The 21,653-nt window shown below is 39.8% G+C and carries 16 protein-coding genes, 1 tRNA gene and 1 pseudogene; 8 read left to right on the top strand and 10 right to left on the bottom strand.

Going from position 1 to position 21,653, the window contains the following annotated elements:
• Window positions 1–111 precede the first annotated feature (111 nt).
• The 3 genes from BLR53_RS12690 (at window position 112) to BLR53_RS12680 (ending at window position 4,552) form a co-directional block, all read left to right on the top strand.
• Window positions 112–726 (top strand): RNA polymerase sigma factor, encoded by a 615-nt coding sequence (locus BLR53_RS12690; RefSeq protein WP_176763538.1) that lies wholly within the window; start codon window positions 112–114, stop codon window positions 724–726.
• A gap of 81 nt (window positions 727–807) precedes the next feature.
• Entirely contained in the window at window positions 808–1,833 is a 1,026-nt protein-coding gene (locus BLR53_RS12685) for a FecR family protein (protein WP_074590133.1), read from the top strand.
• Between the two features lie 10 nt (window positions 1,834–1,843).
• Window positions 1,844–4,552: an outer membrane beta-barrel protein gene (locus BLR53_RS12680; RefSeq protein ID WP_037439294.1), complete on the top strand. Its 2,709-nt coding sequence runs from the start codon at window positions 1,844–1,846 to the stop codon at window positions 4,550–4,552.
• Window positions 4,553–4,596: 44 nt separating this feature from the next.
• Here the strand turns inward: BLR53_RS12680 and BLR53_RS12675 are convergent, their stop codons facing one another.
• Window positions 4,597–7,101 carry a phosphocholine-specific phospholipase C gene (locus tag BLR53_RS12675; RefSeq protein WP_074590131.1) on the bottom strand — a complete coding sequence of 835 codons (2,505 nt, stop codon included), beginning with the start codon at window positions 7,099–7,101 and terminating at the stop codon, window positions 4,597–4,599.
• Between the two features lie 248 nt (window positions 7,102–7,349).
• Between BLR53_RS12675 and BLR53_RS12670 the strand changes: the two genes are divergently transcribed.
• The 4 genes from BLR53_RS12670 (at window position 7,350) to BLR53_RS12655 (ending at window position 9,330) form a co-directional block, all read left to right on the top strand.
• Complete coding sequence (locus tag BLR53_RS12670; protein WP_037439297.1) at window positions 7,350–7,658, top strand: putative quinol monooxygenase; 309 nt, start codon at window positions 7,350–7,352, stop codon at window positions 7,656–7,658.
• Between the two features lie 147 nt (window positions 7,659–7,805).
• Window positions 7,806–7,878: transfer RNA gene (locus BLR53_RS12665), tRNA-Gly, on the top strand.
• 632 nt (window positions 7,879–8,510) lie between these two features.
• On the top strand, window positions 8,511–8,825 hold the full coding sequence (locus BLR53_RS12660; RefSeq protein WP_074590129.1) for a MerR family transcriptional regulator: 315 nt from the start codon (window positions 8,511–8,513) through the stop codon (window positions 8,823–8,825).
• Window positions 8,826–8,832: 7 nt separating this feature from the next.
• Window positions 8,833–9,330: a superoxide dismutase gene (locus tag BLR53_RS12655; RefSeq protein ID WP_083332077.1), complete on the top strand. Its 498-nt coding sequence runs from the start codon at window positions 8,833–8,835 to the stop codon at window positions 9,328–9,330.
• Between the two features lie 99 nt (window positions 9,331–9,429).
• Here BLR53_RS12655 and BLR53_RS12650 read toward each other — a convergent pair.
• The 3 genes and pseudogenes from BLR53_RS12650 to BLR53_RS12640 form a co-directional block, all read right to left on the bottom strand.
• Window positions 9,430–9,665 (bottom strand): annotated as a pseudogene (locus BLR53_RS12650) (YWFCY domain-containing protein); the annotation flags it as partial.
• A 417-nt stretch (window positions 9,666–10,082) separates the two neighbouring features.
• Window positions 10,083–10,730 (bottom strand): NADPH-dependent F420 reductase, encoded by a 648-nt coding sequence (locus tag BLR53_RS12645; RefSeq protein ID WP_074590127.1) that lies wholly within the window; start codon window positions 10,728–10,730, stop codon window positions 10,083–10,085.
• Between the two features lie 102 nt (window positions 10,731–10,832).
• Complete coding sequence (locus tag BLR53_RS12640) at window positions 10,833–11,423, bottom strand: Crp/Fnr family transcriptional regulator (protein WP_218122984.1); 591 nt, start codon at window positions 11,421–11,423, stop codon at window positions 10,833–10,835.
• 373 nt (window positions 11,424–11,796) lie between these two features.
• On the opposite strand from BLR53_RS12640, the gene BLR53_RS12635 reads away from it, so the two are divergent.
• A complete protein-coding gene (locus BLR53_RS12635) occupies window positions 11,797–12,210 on the top strand; it encodes an SDR family NAD(P)-dependent oxidoreductase (RefSeq protein WP_074590123.1) in 414 nt (137 codons plus the stop codon).
• Window positions 12,211–12,404: 194 nt separating this feature from the next.
• Here BLR53_RS12635 and BLR53_RS12630 read toward each other — a convergent pair whose 3' ends face one another.
• The 6 genes from BLR53_RS12630 to BLR53_RS12605 form a co-directional block, all read right to left on the bottom strand.
• Window positions 12,405–13,322, bottom strand: coding sequence for a helix-turn-helix domain-containing protein (locus tag BLR53_RS12630; protein ID WP_074590121.1), 918 nt, complete (start codon window positions 13,320–13,322; stop codon window positions 12,405–12,407).
• A gap of 44 nt (window positions 13,323–13,366) precedes the next feature.
• On the bottom strand, window positions 13,367–14,170 hold the full coding sequence (locus tag BLR53_RS12625; protein WP_083332076.1) for an SDR family oxidoreductase: 804 nt from the start codon (window positions 14,168–14,170) through the stop codon (window positions 13,367–13,369).
• Between the two features lie 588 nt (window positions 14,171–14,758).
• Window positions 14,759–15,073 carry a DsbA family oxidoreductase gene (locus BLR53_RS19785; RefSeq protein ID WP_074590119.1) on the bottom strand — a complete coding sequence of 105 codons (315 nt, stop codon included), beginning with the start codon at window positions 15,071–15,073 and terminating at the stop codon, window positions 14,759–14,761.
• Window positions 15,074–15,650: 577 nt separating this feature from the next.
• Window positions 15,651–17,249 (bottom strand): amidohydrolase family protein, encoded by a 1,599-nt coding sequence (locus BLR53_RS12615; protein WP_037439301.1) that lies wholly within the window; start codon window positions 17,247–17,249, stop codon window positions 15,651–15,653.
• Window positions 17,250–17,263: 14 nt separating this feature from the next.
• The gene (locus BLR53_RS12610; protein ID WP_037439302.1) at window positions 17,264–18,691 is read right to left on the bottom strand and encodes an APC family permease; all 1,428 of its coding nucleotides are present in this window, start codon (window positions 18,689–18,691) and stop codon (window positions 17,264–17,266) included.
• 26 nt (window positions 18,692–18,717) lie between these two features.
• Window positions 18,718–21,624, bottom strand: a complete 2,907-nt coding sequence (locus BLR53_RS12605; protein WP_074590117.1) for a tetratricopeptide repeat protein — start codon at window positions 21,622–21,624, stop codon at window positions 18,718–18,720.
• Between the last annotated feature and the right edge of the window lie 29 nt (window positions 21,625–21,653).

The raw sequence follows: 21,653 nt of genomic DNA, 5'->3' as shown, positions 1-21,653 counted from the left end.
CACACTGCCCGCCGATTAATTAAGATATTTTAACCAGCAACAGACCCTACAAATGTGCTCCGTTGTTTGAACATCTCATAAAAATTGTATTTTAGCCGGAAACAGCACACCTTGCAAAACTTACGTCTTAATCCCGGAGAATCAGAAAACCTTCACTGGCAATCCTTTAAAACAGGCAACCCGGCTTCATTTGAATATCTTTATCAAAAATATTCTGCGGGGCTTTATAACTATGGCGATAAATTCAGCGGAGATAAGGATCTGATCAAAGAGTGTATTCAGGAGTTGTTTGTGCAGATCTGGACAAAACGGAGTTCAATTGGAAATCCCGAACATATCAAGAACTACCTGTATAAATCTTTCAGAAATCTCATTCTTAAAAAAACAGCTCAATTACAGAAGAATCAGGGTTTTGATGATCTTGAAAACTACGGATTCAATGTCAGTCTGAATATAGAAGAAGCATTGATTGATGGAGAAAGGCGTAAAAAAATAAGCGGGCATCTGCAAGAAGCAATCTCTAAGCTTACAGCAAGGCAAAAAGAGGCGATATTTCTGAGATTTTATGAACAGCTTTCCTATGAAGAGATCGCAGAAGTTATGGGAATCACGGTTAAGGCTAGTTATAAGATAATGGCCAGATCGCTCAGTTTTTTAAGGGATAATCTGTCTAAAGAAGATCTGCTGATACTGTACATGGCATTTCACATGAAATTATTAAACTGATAATCAGCAAGATAAAAAATTAAGATAATTTTAATGGGGTGAAATAGTTCGTGGTCGGCTAATAGGATCAAAATAAGGAAGATGAAGAAACAATTAACCGACTATCAATCTTTTACTCTGGAGGATCTGATCAATGATGAATCCTTTATGGTATGGGTAACCCAACCCAATGACGAGCTAGATACCCATTGGAGCAGCATCCTGGAGGCCTATCCCGGATTAGCTCCAATTATACAGGAAGGCAGGGAAATTATACAGTCCATGCGTTTTGAAACGGAAGTACTGGATGCTAAAGAGCAAAAGGAACTTTGGAATACTATTGCTGCTAAAACTACTTTATTAGATAAGCCCATTAAGCAGATCAGACTCTGGTCGCGCTATGCAGCTGCCGCAATATTGGTTGGTGTACTTTTCGCATCCGGTCTTTTCTACTCCGGCTTCCGTCAGGTAACTATCCAGACTCCATATGGTCAATTACAGAATGTAACGCTGCCAGATGGGTCCCTGGTGACTTTAAATGCGAATTCCAATATCAGATATGATAAGAAATGGGGAGAAAATCAAATCAGGGAAGTATGGATTGAAGGAGAAGCCTTTTTAAAAGTAAACCATTTGCATAAAGAAGGACAGGTAAAAAATAATCAACGTTTCATTGTACATACTGGTGCATTAGATGTAGAAGTACTCGGTACCTCTTTTAACGTTAATGACAGAAGAGGCCGGACAGCAGTTGCCTTATTAGAAGGAAAAGTTAGCCTCGGTTTGAATACCACTCGGGAAAAACCAATTATAATGGCTCCGGGAGATATCGTAGAATATACTGGAGGCAAGTTAAATAAGAAGCCGGTCAATGTCGTGGAATATGCTTCATGGAAAGATGGGAAGCTATATTTCAGAGATGTCCCTGTCTCCAGAATATTTGATTATTTCGAAGACATATACGGATATAAAGTAAAGGTAGACGATCCGGAGATTTTAAAAAGAAGACTTTCCGGAACAATGAGTTCGAAGAATGAAAAAGTTTTCTTTGAAACCATCGCCAGAACACTAAACATCAGCATCACACCTGATCACGATTCCCATGAACTCATCATTAAATCAAATTAAGACGAGAATCATGGAAAAATATTTCAAAACAGGACTAATCATAGTGATTAGTATGTTCTTCTTATGTTCGGCCGATGCCATAGCCCAACAGGTTAAACCAGCAGGAACGCCGCAGTCACTGACTAGTGTGCTGTCCTCTTTAACAATACAATATAAGGTCAACTTTTTATATGAAGAGACAAACGTAATCCATCAAAAAGTAATATACGACGCAGCACATTATAAAGGTAAATCTATCAACGAGGTACTAAATAATTTATTAGCGCCCTTAAATCTCTCCTGGTATAAAGTCGATGCTCAAAACTATTCCATCTTCCCTAAACCAGTGCCTTCAATTCCTCAGATACACCAAATCTCTGCCCCGGGTTTGACAGGGCAGGATTCAGTAGTAAGGGAACAGATCGCCGGACGTGTACTGGACGAGCATCAACAGCCCCTGGGCTATACCAAAGTCACTTTACTAACTGCGGCAGATTCTGCTTTAGTGCTGAATGCATTGACTGACCCTGATGGTAATTTCGGTTTTACGGGAATTAAAGCAGGTGTTTATAAGATCAGAATCTCTGCGATAGGAAAACTGCCCTATATCACAAAACCTTTTACTGTTGGCGGGACATTACGTGTAGCGATTGAACCTATCGCGATGCGTGCATCTGAAGAAACTTTAAAAGAAGTGAAGATTACTTCTGCCAGACCACTGGTAGAGACGAAAAGTGACAGGCTTATTTATAATGTCGAAAATAGTGCTATGGCTGCCGGCAATTCCTTACAGTTACTTCGCTCCGCACCTTTCGTTAGGGTTTCCGCAGACAACAGTGTGAGCTTGCAGGGAAAGAAAACTATGATCTTGATTGATAGCAAGCCGGTTCCTGATGTTTCACTGGAAAACATCCTGCAGACAATGCCGGCAGGAAATATCCAGAAGATTGAATTGATTACCCAACCCTCAGCCAAATATGACGCGTCCTACGGCGCCGTAATTAATATCATTACTAAAAAAAGTCAGTTAGAAGGTCTAACCGGTAACTTTCGACTCGATGGTTCTGCAGGAAAGTATGCTAATGGTAATACAAACCTCTCCACTACCTATAAGCGTAACCGCTTAACTATTTCTGCAAATGGCGGGCTCAATAAAGGCGATAACCTTTTTGGCCTTACCGGCACCAGGTTTCAGGATCCTTCAGATCCTTCATATTTCCTGACAAATAACTGGAAACGGATTTCGCATTACAATAACTACTCTTTTCAGGGCAGCGTGGAGTATCAACTAGACAAAAACCAAACTATCGGGCTGTTCGCCGACTTGAACAGATACGATGCTAAAGGTCCCTGGGCTACACAAAACGAATTTGGAAGGCTGAATGCAAAGCCAGACTCTATCTTACTGACTGATGCCGATTTTAACCTCAAAATCAGATCTTCTACCTATAATATTAATTATCACCTTACAGCGGATTCGGGAAAGCATGATTTAACAATTTTGGCAACCTTTACCCCCTGGGAAAGAGACATGTTCCAGCAATTTCCATCTGCACTTTATGATGGATCCGGAAAATTGATCAAAACCCCTTTCCTATATCAGAACAGGAACAGGGGTAATATAGATGTTTATATTGCACAGGCAGATTACACCCGACAGTTTAAAGATAACTGGAAGTTGGAAACCGGTGTTAAATACCAGAAAACCGATTCCAAAACAAGTGTCAATTACGAAGACGACCGGTCCGGAGAGATGCAACAAGTTCCTGAATTTTCAAGTCAGAATACCTTGCAGGAATCTATTGGCGGTGCATATGGGATAGTTTCCAAAGGTTGGTCAGACACTAAAATACAAGCTGGGCTGCGTCTGGAAGATACCAGGGCGAATTTCGCAGAACATTTTCGCCAGCATTATACAAACCTCTTCCCCACACTTCTAGTGCAGCAGCAGTTGAATAAAAACGTTGATATATCGGCTTCCTATAAAAAAACGATCAGCCGCGCCCCCTATAATGAGTTAGTACCTTATATGGTCTCGACCAATCAGTATACAATTGAACAAGGCAACCCAGCACTGGTACCTGCTTTCGACGATATCTATTCCGTAAACGCTAATATTCATAAGCTTAATCTGTCTGCTATTTACACGAGAAATAAAGGGCTGATCGGACTTTTTCCGGTCAAACAGGATTATGCAACTAAAGTGACCTACTATTCCCGTCAGAACTTAAAAAGTGCTTCAGATATTTCCCTTTACTTGTTCTATCCTTTACAGATTACTAGTTGGTGGGAAACCATCAACAGCGGTACGCCGATCGGATACAACCAGGCTGAAGGCATGGTATTTGGCCGGCAATATAAACTATCTGCTTTTCATTCAGATTTTCGGACATCACACGTATTCAAATTTTCCGAAAAGCTAAAATTTCAGATAGACGCTTATTACTGGACAAACTACGTACAGGATCTCTCACATAATACAGGTAATAAAAATGTAGACGCTTCCTTTCTGCTAAACCTATGGGAAGGTAAGGGTCAGCTTAGATTAGGTGGAAATGAACTGATATTTAAACGTAATGATTATGTTGTCTCCAGAGATTACGGAAGTTTCCGTTCTGCAGAAAGATTAAATACCGACAGCAAAAGAATTTATGCGGGTTTCACCTATAAATTCGGAAAATCACGTGTACAGAAAAATGACACAAAATTAGGCAACGAAGATGCTTTAAGAAGGTTATAAAAAAGCGCAGCCTCTTTTAAATTTAAAGGAGGCTGCGCTGTATATTAAACCATTCTACCCATTAGCGGGTCTGTTTTGGTAACCTGCCCTGTTTCAACCCGTCCGGCATACTGTGCAATAAAGCTACTTTCACCTTTCAGGCCAACAGTAAAATCGTACCAGTTATAGCTGTTTTTTAAATTCAGCACCAGACTCGCCTTATTAGCAGCAGGCACTTTTAATATTTGCTTCCCTGTCTTATAGCTCAAGTCGGAAATCTCTATTTCTTTTACAGTTGTTGCTGTATTATTAACTGTAACAATCACGTTCCCACTTAGCTTTAAAGGATTGTTCGGAGATTGTTCGTAGCGTATCTGAATTTGTAATGACGGATCAGATTCAGCTCCCTGAAAAGACCTGAAAAAACCATTCGGTCCATGCACGTGTAAATGATACCTGCCCTTTTGGAAATCTTTTATCGTCCACTCATCTTCCAGCGTGTCGCCCGCAGCTACTGTATAATCCCATACCCTTAAGGTTTCATTCTGATAAGGATTCATCGCGTATACCGTAAAAGGACTGCCTGCAGACTTTTTGCCAAAGACTTTCTGACCAGCATGGAAAGTTAATTTCAATTTGCCCTGCGCTGAAACTGCATTAACATAAAGTTCATAAGGGATTGCACAGGCAGATCTGACTCCCTTTTCCTGCTGTGGAAATATGGTAGAAGCAGCCTGATTTTCGTTTACCTGTCTGATCTCTTCTGCATTCAATGCTTTAAAATTATCCGGCTCTTCCTTAAATTTCGCAGAATAAATCTTTTCCATAAAAGGTCGTTTCTCCAGAAATTCAGGTTGCTGAATTTTCTCACCATTATAAGGTCTGAATGCAGCCGTAAGATCTCCACACACCGTTCTTCTCCAAGGCGTTATATTCTCTTCTTTGATACTTTTATTGAATTTTTTCTCTATAAAATTCTCCAGAAACTGGAGTGAAGAAGTATGATCAAAAACCTCGGAACACACATAGCCACCCCTAGTCCAAGGTGAAACAATGATCATCGGAACTCTATAGCCTAATCCAATTTGGCTCTCCCTAATCTTTTCCGGTTGCGCCGAAGGGTTCGTCTGCTGATCCCGGGCAGCAAAATCGAGTTTTGCATCGAGGCCTTTAGACATTTTACCTGTATTCGCTTTAAACGGGTGTGTCGGCACATAGGGTGGGACATGGTCGAAATAACCATCGTTTTCATCATAGGTCATAATAAAAACTGTCTTTTTCCAAACTTCCGGATTCTTGGTCAGAATTTCCATAACCTCACTCACAAACCATGAACCAAACCAGGGCACACCGGGATGATCTGAGAAATTTGCAGGCGTCATTAACCAGGAAACTGCAGGTAAAGCGCCATCATTTACATCTTTCCTGAACTGATGCAACACATCACCCTTTGGAATATTCAACTCTCTTTCTACGCCTTTATCGGTATAGGTAAGCGGAGTTAATGTATGAAAATCCGGATCATTCGTATTGGTAGTAAATGCTTTTGCATTTAATCGCTGTGCTTTTTCAGACAAGGCGTTATGGGCTTCTACCGTATATTTTTGCTGATCCAGCTCAATTTTGCGTAGCAATTTCTGCATTGCCTCTAGCTTTTTCTGCTCATCATCGCTTAAATCTGCAGGCATTTCCGCCAGATGGACCTCAAGCAACTTTTTCTTTTTTTGAAGGTTCGATACTGCACTGGGATGAAGTCTGACATTATATTGCTCAAAATACTCCAATACATTTGTACCAAAATTACTTAACCAACTGCTTTCTTCTCCATTCAGGCCAAAACCCATGGTCAGTTCATTCTGATAGATTTTCCAGGAGACCCCGTTTTCTTCCAGCCTTTCCGGATAAGTTTTCCAGTTCAGTGTTGGTATATCGTAATTGCTGTTATTCCAGAGATGTGCAATTCCTTCTGGACTATTTTTTTCCCGGACAGTACCTGTCATCCAGTAATAACGGTTAGGATGCGTCCCGGCAAGTACGGAGCAAAAATTCTGATCACAGACAGTAAACGCATCAGCTAAAGAATGGTAAAATGGGAAATCTTCCCTTTTACAGTATCCAATGGTTAAAGGTATATGCGCATATGTTGTTTTATATGGTTTTTTGAAATCCAGCCACTGATCGTATTTCCCACCGTTCCTGGCATCGGTCTGATCTGTCCAGTTGTGTGGTGTAGAGCCCATCCACGCGACTTTAGTTTCTTTGATGTCAAGATGAAAAGGTACATAGGTCTCCCCTTCTTTATTAGATTGCAACCATACTTTATTCTTATTTGGTAACTGTACAGCCCTGGGGTCATTAAAACCGCGAACCCCCTGCAGTGTTCCCAATGCATGGTCAAAGGAACGGTTCTCCTGCATCAGGAATACAACGTGCTCTGCATCGTAAAATGTACTGCCCGCTGCCGGATCAATAGCTAATGCCTTTTGTATAACGGGCGGCAAATTATTAATCAGGCCGGCACCTGTGGTTAGTAATGCTGCTTTTTTTAGAAAGTCTCTACGTGAATCCATATCTTATTAAACCTGTTGACACCTGTTCCCACTGGTTAAATAATAAACCTTAGAAACCTGTTTTGATTTAGCGGCTAAAGTAGCTGCAGAATGATTAAGTAAATGTTAAGACTGTTTTACCATAAAAAGGTTTTTTATAAACTCCTGACATCCTATGTAAAATGTCCGTTCAAAGAATAATTTAGCAAATAATATTACTATTTTGGGATAACCGTTAAAGAACGAATCCATCAAAACCAAATATTATTATGAGCAAATACGGACTACACGGCAAGTTAAAAGCGACACCAGGTAACGCAGAACAACTGGCTTCAATTCTCCTCCAGGCATCTGAACTGGTCTCTAAAACAAAGGGATGTAATTTATACATTATCAGCAGGGACAAAGACGATGAAAATATGTTCTGGGTAACAGAGATCTGGGATACTAAAGAAGACCATCATTTATCTTTAAAGACGGAAGGCGCTGCAGAATTGGTACTACAGGCACTCCCTATTATCGAAGGCAGCCCCAGCGGAAGGGAATTTGAAATCATCGGAGGTTTCGGTCTGAAATAATAGCTGTAAAACCTTTTTATTCGCATAAAAGACACTCTACATTATTTTACTGTTATTTTTTCAGCTTGAAATTCAGAGTGTTCCGCGAAATATTCAAAACGGGGTTTATAAAAAAGAAAAAATATCTATCTTCGTGACGTAATCAACGCGAAAGTAGCTCAGTTGGTAGAGCACGACCTTGCCAAGGTCGGGGTCGCGAGTTCGAATCTCGTCTTTCGCTCTAAAGCCTTCCCCCTCAGGAAGGCTTTTTTTATGCCTATATTTTTGGGCAGCTAATTGATCAATGGATCAAGCGGAATTGTTGAGGATCAATGCCAAATGTTGTGGAGCAATCATTTTTTTTTGAATTTAAGCATACAATTGGGTAAGTCTGTAAAGGAATAACTGCACGATTCTTTTGACCTTCCGTCGGGTCCGATGGTTTTTTATACAGTAATTCCAGTATAGGACACTCCGACTAACGTTAAAGTTTAAAAGGGTGTTGATAGGGTATTGAAAGGGTGTTCAGTCGGTGTTGATATACCCAATTACCGACTGAACACCCTTTCAATACCCTATCAATACCGGCTCAATAGCCTTTTAGTGTAAAGCGAGCTAACCAATAAAAATTCAGGTAAACTTAGTAGAGGAATGAACAACATGATTAAGGTGAGGGCACAAAAAAAAGAGCAAAAGCTAAGGTTTTATGCTCCTTTGAATTCTCGTCTCCTAAACCAGTCCGAAAAAAGGGAGGGTTACATATTCACACAGGAAATAAAACCCTCAATTGTTGCCGTTATCGGCAACAATTGAGGATTAGACAGTTGTTGTTTATTGTATATTTGCCGATAACGGCATTTATAATCAAAAGCTATGAATTATATTTCAGTAAGTGAATTTGCAAAAAAGCGGAACATTCCCGAAAGAACTGTCCGGAATTATTGTGCTACAGGAAGGATTAAGGGAGCATTCTTAACTGGTAAAACATGGAATATTCCCGATGATGCAATATTGCCTGAGAAAGCAAATAAGAAGAAATTTAGTGATAATCAATTACTCAATCATCTCAACGAGCAAAAAGAAATGAAGCTCAAAGGTGGTATTTATCACCGTACGCAAATCGATCTGACCTATAACTCAAATCGCATAGAAGGAAGCAAATCATCAGGCATATGTAGACAACTATAACAAAGCAATTACCGGAACTGAGCTTGAAAACAAGACCGTAGAAGAAGTCTTAAACGAAGTCAGCAAACACAGTCCTGCCATTCGCAATAACGGTGGTGGACACTACAACCATTCCCTTTTTTGGAAAATATTATCGCCTCAACCTAAACTAGTTCCAGACGGAAAGCTATTAGAGGCAATCAACAATAGTTTCGGAAGTTTAGAACAGCTTAAAGAAGAAATCAACAAAGCCGGACTTGGTCAATTTGGTTCAGGATGGGCATGGCTCCTGGTTAAATATAACGGAAGTTTGATGGTAAGTTCCACTCCCAATCAGGACAATCCTTTAATGGATACGAGTATTATCAGCAGAGGATTCCCCCTTTTGGGCGTTGATGTATGGGAACACGCCTATTATTTAAAATATCAAAACAAAAGGGCGGACTATCTTAATGCTTTTTGGTCACTGCTCGATTGGTCTGCGGTAGAAAAGGTATATGCCGAAGTTCTACAAAAGATTAAATAGCACGATAAGTTCAGCATTTAAAGCTAATTGTTATGAGTAATGGAGAATTTGTAAATAAAGTTGCCCTTACAGGGATAGTTACCGTTGATCTGCTCGAAAACAACTTAAAGCCAGTAATACCAAGGCGAAGACTTTGGTATAGAGGGCATATGAAAACAGTCCTGCTGTACGCTGAAAATTGCCTAATATTTTGTTGATTACTTCCAACGTCCAACCACGTTCTAAAAAGAAACCGTAGCAGAACCAATAAAGGTGCATCAGTATCAAAAGAATACTTACTGCCCGCATAAAAGCCATTATTTTGGCTAAACTCTTAAATCGTCTTCTCCCTGCATTATCTTTAGTCTTAATGTTCGGAACTTGAATTTAAAGGCTATTAAGAGAGGATGTTAGAATGTGGCACTTAATGGCATTGCTTGGCGTTATTTGTCTGATTTATGAGTTTTTTGTAACTATTAATTACGGTGTTTTAGTAATTACCTAACTCAAGTAAGATATCCCTATAAAGTCTCAAGAATAATAAGGTAAACGGCAAGCTGAATGGAAACTGTAATATGACTAATGTCTGCTTGGTCAAATGTGAATATTTGCACCCGAAGTAATGTGTATAAAAAAGAAATTATCTTAATGTTAGTAAAAGCGAGTTCTGATTTTGATTAAATCAGAACTCGCTTTTTTTTTACATCATCCACTATTAATTATTTGGATATAGGATACAATCCAGCAATGAGGATTTTAGTATTATGACAAATTTATATTTTCGATTTGCCCTCAGTAGCCGTTACCGACTTTCCGATTGCACCGAATTCGTGCAAATCACCAAAGACTTCCATACGAATGGACTGATCGATACCTCCAATACTCAATGCCTCAAACCCTGCATCATTTATCAAAATTTCGATTGTATTAGAAACTTCGTTATGGTCTGTTGCATAGAACATTGCGTTAGCAGGTTGTTGGTGAGCGGCATTCGTTAAACTCTCAACTCCCAATGTACCAAAGGTTTTAACCAATTTTGCGTTGTCACTAACCAGGTCGTGCATGATCTGCCCAGAAGATTGATTTTCAGCAATTATTTTTTTGAAACCTCCGTTTTCATCTTGGGCAATTGGATTGGAAACATCAATTATAATTTTCCCTTTCAGATCATTTGCGTATTGCTGTACAAATTCTTGCCCTACATTAAACCAAACGGTCGGGATAATGATATCGGCAGATTTTACGGCCTCTTCAATTTGTAGGGCTTCTGCTAAATCTCCTGCATTGGATGCAAAAGCTACGGCATCTTCAAAATTTTTGGAAGCAACAATAATCTCTCTGTTTCCTTTTAATAAATTATTGGCTAATGCTTTACCAATATTTCCTAAGCCGATAACGGCAACTTTCTGTGTATTTGACATACTATTTCTTTTTTTATTATTAAATAAATTTGATAATGCAAAGTTCGGAGAAAAGGAGTCATTTCTCCAATGAACTACTTTAAGAAATAGTATTGATCTAGTTTAAGACTTGTTTTTTAATCGTCTATTTCTCAGCCTACTAAGAAATTCAGGGGTAATACCAAGAAACGAAGCAATCTGTGTTTGTGGCAGACGACTGGATAAATGAGGGTACACCTCCATAAAAAAATTGTACCGGTCTTCTGCTGGGGAACTTATATTTTGAAACATTCTTTTTTGAAGAGAGACATATGCGTTCTCCATCAATATTCTGAAAATGCGGTTGAACCTAGGAAATCTTTCATAAATTGCAATAAGATTCTCGTAGCTGATTTGTAAGACTATAGTGTCTTCCAATGCATCAATGCTTAGTTCTGATGGTGTGTGCTCGTGAAAGCTCCCTATATCGGCAATCCAGCCATTTTCTGATGTAAATTGTAAAATATGCGTATTCCCATTTTTGTCAATTTTATACATTCGCAAACAACCGCGTACTACAAAATTATAGTTATTACATACATCTCCCTCTTGCAAAATATATTGCCTTTTCCGATAAAGTCTCGATTTGAAACAGGTACTTACAAATATTATCTCCTCTTCATCTAACGGAGTGAAGTTATTAAAATAAGTAATTAGAGGTTCTATGGTTGACATCATTGCTTTTTCTTTATGGGACAGATATATTAGAAGATGCTACTAAAAGCTATCGTCACTAATATAGTCCTTCGCATCAAATTTAACTAAATTGGCAGAGCCTGCCTAGAAAATTACTTAAAATTGGCATTTTTAGTGTTTTGTCATTCGAATCGAATGCCTTTAAAAACCAGTTACTGCGTATAGTACGGAATTGAAAACTTAACTCAGCAAAGAGTAACCTGCAAATACTTTTAAATCCATTCACTGGTACTAGATCAATCATAGAATAGAGAATCCCCGATTTTAACTCGGGGATCCTTTAAAAAAGTATTGCCATTGGTAGGCGGAGTCGTCAACACTGAAATATTCGAAAAATTTTAAAACAAGTAAAATGAAAACAATCTTAATTACAGGTACCTCTTCAGGTATAGGAAGAGCAGCAGCATTAAAATTTCAACGCGAAGGTTGGAATGTCGTAGCTACGATGCGCGGCCCGGAGAAAGAAACAGAACTGAACAGATTGGAAAATGTTCTTGTTGCCAAACTTGATGTACAAAACTTAGAAAGTATTGACAGCGCCATTAAAGCAGGTATAGAAAGATTCGGAGGTATCGACACATTGGTCAACAATGCAGGTTTTTCTGTATTTGGGGCATTTGAAATGACTTATGATGACCAACTGCACAAAATATTTGATATCAATCTGTTCGGTCCTATGCAGATAATTAAATCCATTTTGCCTCACTTTAGAGAAAATAAATCCGGAGCAATTATCAATATTACCTCTATGGGCGGACTTCATTGATGATATACTATATACTTGGTAAGTGAGTTAATTTATACAATGCTTAATTTAATTTCTAAATATCACTAAATTTTTAATGATTTCATTTAAGTGTATACCGTTATTGGAAATAGGGAATTTCTCAATTGTAGTCCTATTGAAAACAAAGACCGACCTGCCGTCTTTTCACTGAGAAATAGAATTGGTACAATTTGCTACGAAATCTGGTTTTTCCTGAAATGAAGTGGTGATAACCCTGTTTTGGTTTTAAATACTTTTGTGAAATGTGAAGGATGTTCGAATCCAAGCTCATAAGCAATTTCGCTGATAGATTTTGACGTTCCAAGCAGCAGATTTTTTGCCTTATCGACCAACCTGAGATGAATATGTTCAATCGTTGTTTTTCCGGAATATTTAGTGAGAAGGTCGGATAAATAGTTAGAAGAAAGATAAAGTTTTTCTGCAAAATATTTCACTTCGGGGATACCTTTGTCTATGAGATTTTCGTCATCAAAATAGTGATTGAGCAACTGTTCAAAATTATGAAGAATATCGTTGCTCACTTTTGACCTCGTAAAAAACTGCCTTTCGTAGAAGCGGTCGCAATAGTTGAGAAGTAACTCGATATTATTTAAAATCAAGCCTTGTGTGTGGCGGTCGATGTTTTTTGAATATTCTGTTTGAATGGCAGAAATTATCGTCTCGAGCGTTTTCTTTTCTTCATCAGAAACGTACAGCGCTTCATTGCTTGAGTAGTCGAAAAAAGTATAGTTCCGAATCTTTTTGCCCAATTCGGAACCATAGATGAAATCAGGGTGAAATGCCAGAAACCATCCTTCGTCAATCTCAGTATCGGTATCAGAACTTGTCTGTACTATCTGGTCAGGCGCAATGAACATCAAAGCACCTTCCTGAAAATCATAATCTGAACGGCCGTATTTAAAGCTGCCGTCGAATTTTTTGTAAACAGCCGCATATAAACCCAGATGATGAAAATGCTGGGCAGAATCCGCATCTTTTCTTTTGATTTTTGTCAGGTCGATAACGCTTACCAGAGGATGTTTTGGACTTTCAAGACTATAATATCGATGAAACTCTGAAATCGAATGAATATTGATGAATGATTCCGGCATTTCGTTGGAATTTTTAATGGTAAAGTTAAATCTTTTTTCAGCGATTACTCCTGCATAAATCTTAAAAAATCTTCTTCAGAATTTTGATTTTTCAAATCGATATAGAACTTTGCATCCTCCCCAATACTATATCTCAATCTGGATTGATCATCTGTTGCTGCCTCAAAAATAGTATTTGCAACTTCTTCGGTCGTAGCATTTGCTACATGTTCCGTACGTTTTGTAAACTTTGGAATGAAAGACGCCAGTTCCTGATTGTAATCCTCAATCGTATTCTGAATCATTTCCATTCCGTTTCTGAAATTGGTCGCAACGCTTCCGGGTTCCACAATTTTAACGGAAATCCCAAAAGATGACAATTCAAAATACAATGCTTCAGAAAAACCTTCAACGGCAAATTTCGAACTGTTGTATAAACTTGTAAAAGGACTGGCTGTCACACCTCCGAAAGATGAAATATTGACGATAACTCCGCTTTTTTGTTTTCTCATCGCCGGTAAAATGGCTTTTGTCATATTCATCAGGCCGAAAACATTGACTTCAAATTGTTTTTGAATCTGAGTTTCGTCTGAAGATTCGAAAACGCCTATCAAACCGTAACCCGCACTGTTGATCAGAACATCAATCGTACTGAACTTTTCCAGTCCCTGTTCAACTGATTTTTTAATACTTTCCAAATCTGTAACGTCCAGTTTTACCAAAAGCAGATTTTCACTATCCTTTAATTCCTCTTCCTTTTCAGGAGAACGCATAGCAGCGATGACATTCCAGCCTTGGTTTTGAAACAATTTTGCACACGCTTTTCCAAATCCTGATGATGCACCTGTTATTAATACTGTCTTTTTCATAATAAATGATTTAATTTTCTGATTACAAATTTCCTTCAAATCATTGTGAGGCATTTGATGATTTCACGGAAACACTTATACATTTCTCTGATTTTTAAAATTAAGTGTATTTCTGTGCTGTTCTTCCGCTCAAATGTGCTAGGAAGTGAGGGAGTGGCTGAACGAACTTTATCTCAACAAAAAGGAATAGTTAACAATCATCATTCACAATAAAAATTAAGACAATTATTACTTCAATACAAGAATTAGTAAACGAAGTAGTTAAACCAACTGGAAATCTGTTGGTTTTGTTGTTCAATAAATATCAAGAAATCTTATGCACCGTAAATATTGTGCTTTAGGATAATAATGTCTTTTATTAGAATCAATCTGTTTTATTGTTAGCTTATTGGCTAACTAATTCATTAATTTAGCAACAATATCTTCTAAAACTGAACGGCATGTTTTTCCACCATCTTAAAAATTTCAGTCCTTATTCCGGTCATATATATGATGATATGAGAGTTTCCTCCGCTCATAAAAAGTCAGGTCATTTACTCCAATATTACGGGCTTCATCAATGTCTTTATTTACTGAATTCAGATATTTTTAGTCTGTAAAAGCTGTTTTTAACTCCTGTTGATCCAAACCAATTTCTGTGCCTAGCTGAATGAGCGTGTCTATGTCTGCTAAATTTTTTCCTTCTGTGAAAAATGGATAAAACAATCGTTCTTCGGCTTCATTGCCAGCATTTTTTGTTTTTGCAAATTGCAGCAACCTGTTTGCTTTGAGCGAATTTACCATGACCCATTTTTCAAAATCATAATCTAAGCCACTTGTTTTGCTGATGATGCCACATTCGATAGCATTCCTTTCATCTGTTCCCGGCCAATTCCTTTGCTTTTGACGATATAGTCCACACAACTTTCTTCTGCCACTTCAGGTAAGGAAGGGTCAAGTTGAAAACTTTTCCAAACGATCTCCACCTGATTTTTATCCGAAAATTGTTCCAATGCACTCTCCACGTTTCTATTTCCGATATATTTGCTGCATAAATTTTACTAATACAAATAGTTGTAGCAACTAAAATAAAGTGTAGTAATGGCAGAACATGAAGAATTTATTGAAATACAAGTGGATAATCGGGGCATTGCCGTTCTTTTTCGGTTCGTTCTTTTTAAGGTAGAAAAGTAATTTGAACGTAGATTTTTTTGTCTGCTCCATAACTCAAATGTTTAATGTTTAAAATTAAGTTGTATTGAGTTACAGGGGAATATGAAAAATAGTGCAAAATACTGAAATATAACCCGTTACACCTTTAGTTACCTTTGCTAGTCGGTAACGAATTAGTAACCTATGTTTGTATTTTTAAGACCAAAACCTATCAGACACCGAGTTCCAAACTAAGACTACTGTTTTATAAAGCATTGTATATAAACGGTTTTAACCGTTTTGCTTAATTTTGCTTTCTACTAATCTTTTTATAAAAAAAATTAGCTTATTAATGCTGATGAACGCCAGGCTGAACAAGCTTATAACCTGTTTTGGCTTTTTCTTTTTCTACCATCTCTTTTACATCCGCCAATAATTTTTTAGCATCATAAATGATTCCGTCTTTGATCGTGTATTTCACACCACCAGCTCTGATCACTTCGTTGTTTGCATTCAGCTGAATAGCTCCCGTTCCGTATAAAACCTGCAGGTTTTTCAATGGGTTTTCTTCAACGATTACAAAATCTGCAAGTTTACCAACTTCTACACTGCCCAGGTCTTTCTCCATACCTAATGCCTGTGCGCCACTTAACGTAGCTGCTTTAATTACCTCAAGCGGATGGAATCCGGCTTCTCTAAGCAATTCCAGCTCTCTGATGTAAGCAAACCCAAATAATTCATAAATGAAGCCCGCATCAGAACCTGCAGTTACCCTGCCGCCCCTATTCTTGTATTCGTTGATAAAGGCCATCCAAAGCTTATAGTTCTGCTTCCAGTCATTCTCTTGTTCTGTACCCCAGGAATGCCAGTAAGAACCATGAGAATTCCAGCTTGGGCTGTAAAAATCCCAAAGCTTAGGCATGGTATAATCTGCGTGCCATTCGACTGTCCTTGCCCGCATAAGATCCCTGTTGGCTTCATAAATATTAAATGTCGGATCTAAAGTAAAATCTAAAGCCAGCAACTGGCTGATCAGCTCTTTCCAACGGTCAGACTGCGGTTCCGCAGCTTGTTTCCATAATGTACCTGCTTCGCCAAAACGATCCTGTTCATTCAGATAATTATAGTCCGCAGAATAATGTTGTACAGTACGGTCTTTGAACATCGCTTCCGGCAAACCATACCAATGCTCAAGAGAAGTTAAACCGGCTTTCGCGCTGTTCAATGCATTCCATCGGCCTACATCTGTCTGCGCATGATGTGCTGCTGAACGTAGTCCTAATTTCTTATTTTCGTCAATAGCTGCAAACATCACTTCCGGTGAAGCACCGAAAAACTTAACACCGTCTGCGCCTTTTTTCGCATTTTCACGTACCCAGGCTCTAGCCTGTTCCGCTGTAGAAATTGGCGTTTTATTACCCTGACCGAAAACCGTATAGGCGAAGATACGTGGCGCAGTAATTTCGTTGCGCAGACTTTTAGCTTTCTGATCCAGCACCCAGTCTATACCATTCATGCTGCCAGGTTCACGAATTGTAGTTATGCCGTGTGCCATCCATAATTTAAAGACATAGTCTGCGTCGGAACCTTTTTCTGCACCGCCGATATGACCGTGCATATCAATAAACCCGGGTAAAAGATACATCCCTTCTGCCTGCAATTCTTTCCCTCCTGCTTTAAGTACCGGTCTTCTTGCTGGATTAATCTTAACTCCCGGAGAACCCACTGCCTGTACGTTTGTGATCCGGTTTCCTTCTACAACAATATCGACAGGTCCCATCGCAGGAGCACCAGTACTGTTAATGAGCGTTACACCGCGGATAATAAGTTGTGGCCAGGGGCCTTCGCCATCATTTCTGGGTGACGCTTTCTGTGCCTGGGCAAAACTGCTCAGGCCGGAAAACAACAGCGCAGTAAACAAAAGGCTGGTTAATTTGAGATGTTTCATATAGATCTGTTCAATTAAGATTTACGGTAACGTTCAGAAATGTAATACACTGGAATTCCTAATAACACGATAACCAATCCCCATCCACATGTACTGGTTTTATAATACAATAATCCACCACAGATAACCGCCGCACACACAATATACAGTGCTGGGATAAATGGATAACCAAAAGCTTTGTATGGTCTGTCTGCATCCGGATATTTACGTCTCAAAATAAAAATACCACCGATAGTCAGAATATAGAAGATCAGAACCACGAAGATTACGTAATCGAGTAAATCTCCGTAACGTCCAGTCAGGCATAAAGCCGATGCCCATAGACATTGAGCCCATAAACCCCATCCCGGAACTTCAAATTTATTCAGAACCGCAGCTTGTTTAAAGAATACGCCATCCTGTGCCATTGTGTAATAAACTCTTGCACCAGAAAGGATCAGGCCATTATTACACCCAAAAGTTGAGATCATGATCATGATAGCGATAACCAATGTTCCGGCTGTACCAAAAATATACTGCGAGGCTGCTACGGCTACGCGGTCAGCAGGTGCATTGGCAATCTCCTCCATAGAGAGAACAGCAGTGTACATGATGTTGGTCGAAACGTAAATTACGGTGACGATCATCGTTCCGAGAAACAGGCTCAATCCAATATTTTTACGCGGATTTCTAATTTCTCCGGCAATAAAGGTGACGTTATTCCAGGCATCACTGGAAAATAGCGAACCCACCATAGCCGAAACTACACCGGCAAATAAAGTAGCACCACCAATAGTTACTTTAGTCTGTGTACTGGCATCCCACCTGAATGGTGTGAACATATCTGTCCAGTTTGCCTGCCATACTTCGGTACGAAACGAAAATGCCAGACCTGCAATGATCAATCCGAATAAGGACAGAATTTTAACGATCGTTAATATCGTCTGGATGATCTTACCATTTTTAACACCGCGGCTATTGATCCAGGTGAGTAAAATAATCGTACTGATGGCCAATATCTGAGCAGCATTAATATTTACACCGCCTATAGAAAACAGAATATTATCATCTCCCAGTGGCGCGTATAAATAAGCTGCAAATTTCGCAAAAGCTACACCAACAGCGGCAATTGTACCGGTCTGAATTACCATAAAGGTAGACCAGCCATATAAAAATGCAATAAGCTTGTTATATGATTCTTTCAGATATACATATTGTCCTCCTGCTTTCGGGTACATCGCAGAAAGCTCTCCGTAACTTAAAGCGGCCATTAAAGTAACCATACCGGTGAGCAGCCAGATAATAATCAGCCAGCCTGCACTCCCCACACTACGGGTGATATCGGCACTGACGATAAAAATACCGGAACCAATCATAGATCCGACAACCAGCATCGTGGCGTCCAGTAAGCCCAGCTCCCGCTTCATTTCATGGTTTTCTGTTTCGTTTTCGATTTTAGACATGTTTTTTTTATGGTAATAGTGTTAATTTATCTTTTGAAACCCGGTCCTGGCTGAACTGGTAACTGCGCGAGCTTCGCCTGCAATGCATCTGCTTTAGATTTTTGGTTAGCAGCCAAATATTGGGCTTTTAACGGACCATAAGCTTCCAGTAGATATGGATTTGCACCTAAGGCATTTTCCCACGCTGCTACGGCTTCGGCTTTTTTCCCTTGTGACAGCAATATCTGGCCCGCAGTATAATTATAATCTGCCTGATTATAGAGATCTATCGCAGGTTTTACAGTGTTTAATTGTTTGAAGGCTTCTTCCTGATGCCCTGTTTCAATTAACAGCCTGGCATAGCGAAGTTTGTCATTCTCACGCACCGGCGTTTTACCGCTCAGAAATGCCTGGATCAATTCGTCTGCGGCAGCTTTATTACCCTGAGCAACCTGGAAAGCTGCAATGCGAAGGGTATAGTCCGATCTTCCATTTCCCGAAGCCGCAAGTATACGCTGTGCCTGCTCCAGGGTCTTAACGGCCTCAGCATAGTTTCCGTTAGCCGCCAAAGCGTCGGCATACAAATTACGGTATTCATAATTCTGCGGTTTCTGCAGAACCAGTTTCTGTAATACCTGAACCTGGTCGGAATAGCCTAATCCAGATTTCAATGCAGCAGCAAAAGCAACCGCATCATCCCTTCTATCACGCAGATAAGTAGAGACGGTCGCACCGCTTTTGCCATAGGCACCCGCAGCATCGATAGCTTCTGCGATCATCCCATTTCTACGGTACATTTCACGTAGTTGCATATTTACTTTAGCCAGCTCCTGATAATCCTGTTCTAGTTCAAATGATTTTTTCAGATACTTTGCCTGTTCACTCACAGCGGTCTGCAAATCGATTTCTTTAGCGACAAAGCGCGCAGCATACCACTCGGCATACGCTGCATAAACAGGTGCGTATTTCGCATCAACTGCTTCAGCTTTTTTCAACCAGTTTTCTGCCGATTTAAAATCCTTCCGCGTATTATATAATGCCGCATAACTCAAATATGCAGGGAGGTATTTCTGATCATAAACCAATGCTGTATCCAGATAGCGTGCAGCAAGTTCTCCGTCTTTTTGTTTAGCTTTCTCACTCAGATTCAAATAAACCTGTGACCAGTTACTAGCCATTGCCTGTTTGTCACCAGCGAGGTAAGCTTTTTCCTTTTTAACTAGTTTATCCAGAAATGCATACATATCCGGATCTTTTGTTTTCAGATCGGAAGTGGTATTCATAGACTTAAAATCCAGCGGATGTACTTTAACCGGTTCAAAATAGGCCGGATAAGTTTGTGCCAGGTACTCGCTTTCATTATTCTGAGAATAATAATCGAGTGTACGTTTCTCTTTCATCGCCTGATAATACAGGGCCTTAATCTGACGGTTTTCGGCATCTGTAAGCACTCTTCCATGAAACAGGTGAACATATTCATGCAGAATCACATTTCTTTCCAGAAAAGCACCACGTTCTACATATTCAATTGCGGCAGCACCACTTCCTACTCCCCTGATATCCATCCACTGCCTGTTATCAAAGGTTGTCATAAAGCGGAAATAAGGAGAATTCATCGTGATTGCCAAATCGTTGTGTAACGGTGGAATCCGGAACGCATTATCCTGTTTAGACAGGAAAGGGAAATAAACCACAGCGGTAAACAACTGGTTCCAGGCCATAGCCTTAACCGTTTCACCTGGATAATAGCTGACGTCAGGAAATACCTTAATGAAATTCTCCATGTCTGTAATCTTAGTAGTCTGCAACTGATTACTGATCGAGTCATAAACTGCCAGGTAGGGAATCCTTTTAGATTTAATTACAGCCGAAAGTCCGTTATGAGCCGGACCATAATGTTTCTTACGCATTAAGATATTGCTGAAGATCTTTTGTGCTGAATCCAGACGAGATTTACGGTCCATATCAAAAGCAATATAATAAATAGAGGCTCTGCGCATTCCGGGAAGCACTGAAGCGGGATATTGTTTCTCTACTTCCCTGGTAATCGCAATGGCTTTATCCACCTGGTTTTGCCTTACAGCATCGTCAGATTTATCGAGCGCTTTTCTCACTTCGTCGTCGTCTTTTTCGGCATAATCGGCATAAGTAAGGTTGGTATGCCCGTTACCCCAATGCCAGTTGGTTTGAAAATGCAGCGGATTTACAGCCAGTGCAAGCTCCCACTGTGCTGCCATTGCGTTCAGCTGCGTAGCATCAATTCTCCGCCAGATCGCATAGCCATAACTAAAACGGGCATCAGCGTTGTAAGGATCAATTTCAAGAGAACGTTTCAAAGGTGCTTCTGCCAGATCAGGTTGTTGATCCCAGAAATAAACGTCTGCCTCCAGTAAATACGCTCCCGCACTTTTGGGGTTCTTTTGCAGGACATCTTTAGCAATTTTTAATGCTTCTTTATAATTTTTCTGCAAGAGCCGGGTCCGGCCAAGCATTAGGGATAGTTTCTCGGATGGTTGTTTTTTCAGGGCAGCTTCGCAGATCTGAGCTGCTTCTGGTAAACGCCAGGCCTGAATTTCGAGGAAAGCCTTCAAAAGAATAGCTTTCTCATTGGAAGGTTGTTTTTTCAACACCTCATAAACCAGCTTCTCAGCTTGTTTCAGTTCATTGGTCAGGATCAGATAATCGGCTTTCAGTAACTGAAAATCTGGTGTCTGGTTGCCTTTACCGTTAATGGTTGCTAGTACCTGGTCCCACATGCCAAGCTGTAATAGCCTGGATAGGCTCTCAACCTGATCTTTACCGGGTTGTGTGGCTTTTTTTAAGACTTCCTGCTGAAGCCCGCTGAGTTGTTTTAACGCCAGGCCTGCACTGTCAGGACTTAATGTTTGCGCCGAAAGGCCTGCAGCCTGTAAGGCGAACAGACAGGTCAGGTAGAAGTGGTTCCTTTTCATCATTTAGGGTTGAGAGATGAATATACAGCGCA

The organism is Pedobacter antarcticus, assembly GCF_900103515.1.
In the GTDB taxonomy this organism is placed as follows: domain Bacteria; phylum Bacteroidota; class Bacteroidia; order Sphingobacteriales; family Sphingobacteriaceae; genus Pedobacter; species Pedobacter antarcticus.
Note: the sequence above shows the minus strand (reverse complement) of the source record. Positions and strands in the feature narration are given on the sequence as shown.

Bases quoted from the DNA above. Each gene is read 5' to 3' on its own strand.
- BLR53_RS12670 (WP_037439297.1), top strand. From the start codon at position 7,350: ATGAGCAAATACGGACTACACGGCAAGTTAAAAGCGACACCAGGTAAC.
- BLR53_RS12640 (WP_218122984.1), bottom strand. From the start codon at position 11,423: ATGTCAACCATAGAACCTCTAATTACTTATTTTAATAACTTCACTCCG.
- BLR53_RS12625 (WP_083332076.1), bottom strand. From the start codon at position 14,170: ATGAAAAAGACAGTATTAATAACAGGTGCATCATCAGGATTTGGAAAA.
- BLR53_RS12610 (WP_037439302.1), bottom strand. From the start codon at position 18,691: ATGTCTAAAATCGAAAACGAAACAGAAAACCATGAAATGAAGCGGGAG.
- BLR53_RS12675 (WP_074590131.1), bottom strand. From the start codon at position 7,101: ATGGATTCACGTAGAGACTTTCTAAAAAAAGCAGCATTACTAACCACA.
- BLR53_RS12680 (WP_037439294.1), top strand. From the start codon at position 1,844: ATGGAAAAATATTTCAAAACAGGACTAATCATAGTGATTAGTATGTTC.
- BLR53_RS12605 (WP_074590117.1), bottom strand. From the start codon at position 21,624: ATGATGAAAAGGAACCACTTCTACCTGACCTGTCTGTTCGCCTTACAG.
- BLR53_RS12660 (WP_074590129.1), top strand. From the start codon at position 8,511: ATGAATTATATTTCAGTAAGTGAATTTGCAAAAAAGCGGAACATTCCC.
- BLR53_RS12645 (WP_074590127.1), bottom strand. From the start codon at position 10,730: ATGTCAAATACACAGAAAGTTGCCGTTATCGGCTTAGGAAATATTGGT.
- BLR53_RS12635 (WP_074590123.1), top strand. From the start codon at position 11,797: ATGAAAACAATCTTAATTACAGGTACCTCTTCAGGTATAGGAAGAGCA.
- BLR53_RS12630 (WP_074590121.1), bottom strand. From the start codon at position 13,322: ATGCCGGAATCATTCATCAATATTCATTCGATTTCAGAGTTTCATCGA.
- BLR53_RS12615 (WP_037439301.1), bottom strand. From the start codon at position 17,249: ATGAAACATCTCAAATTAACCAGCCTTTTGTTTACTGCGCTGTTGTTT.
- BLR53_RS12685 (WP_074590133.1), top strand. From the start codon at position 808: ATGAAGAAACAATTAACCGACTATCAATCTTTTACTCTGGAGGATCTG.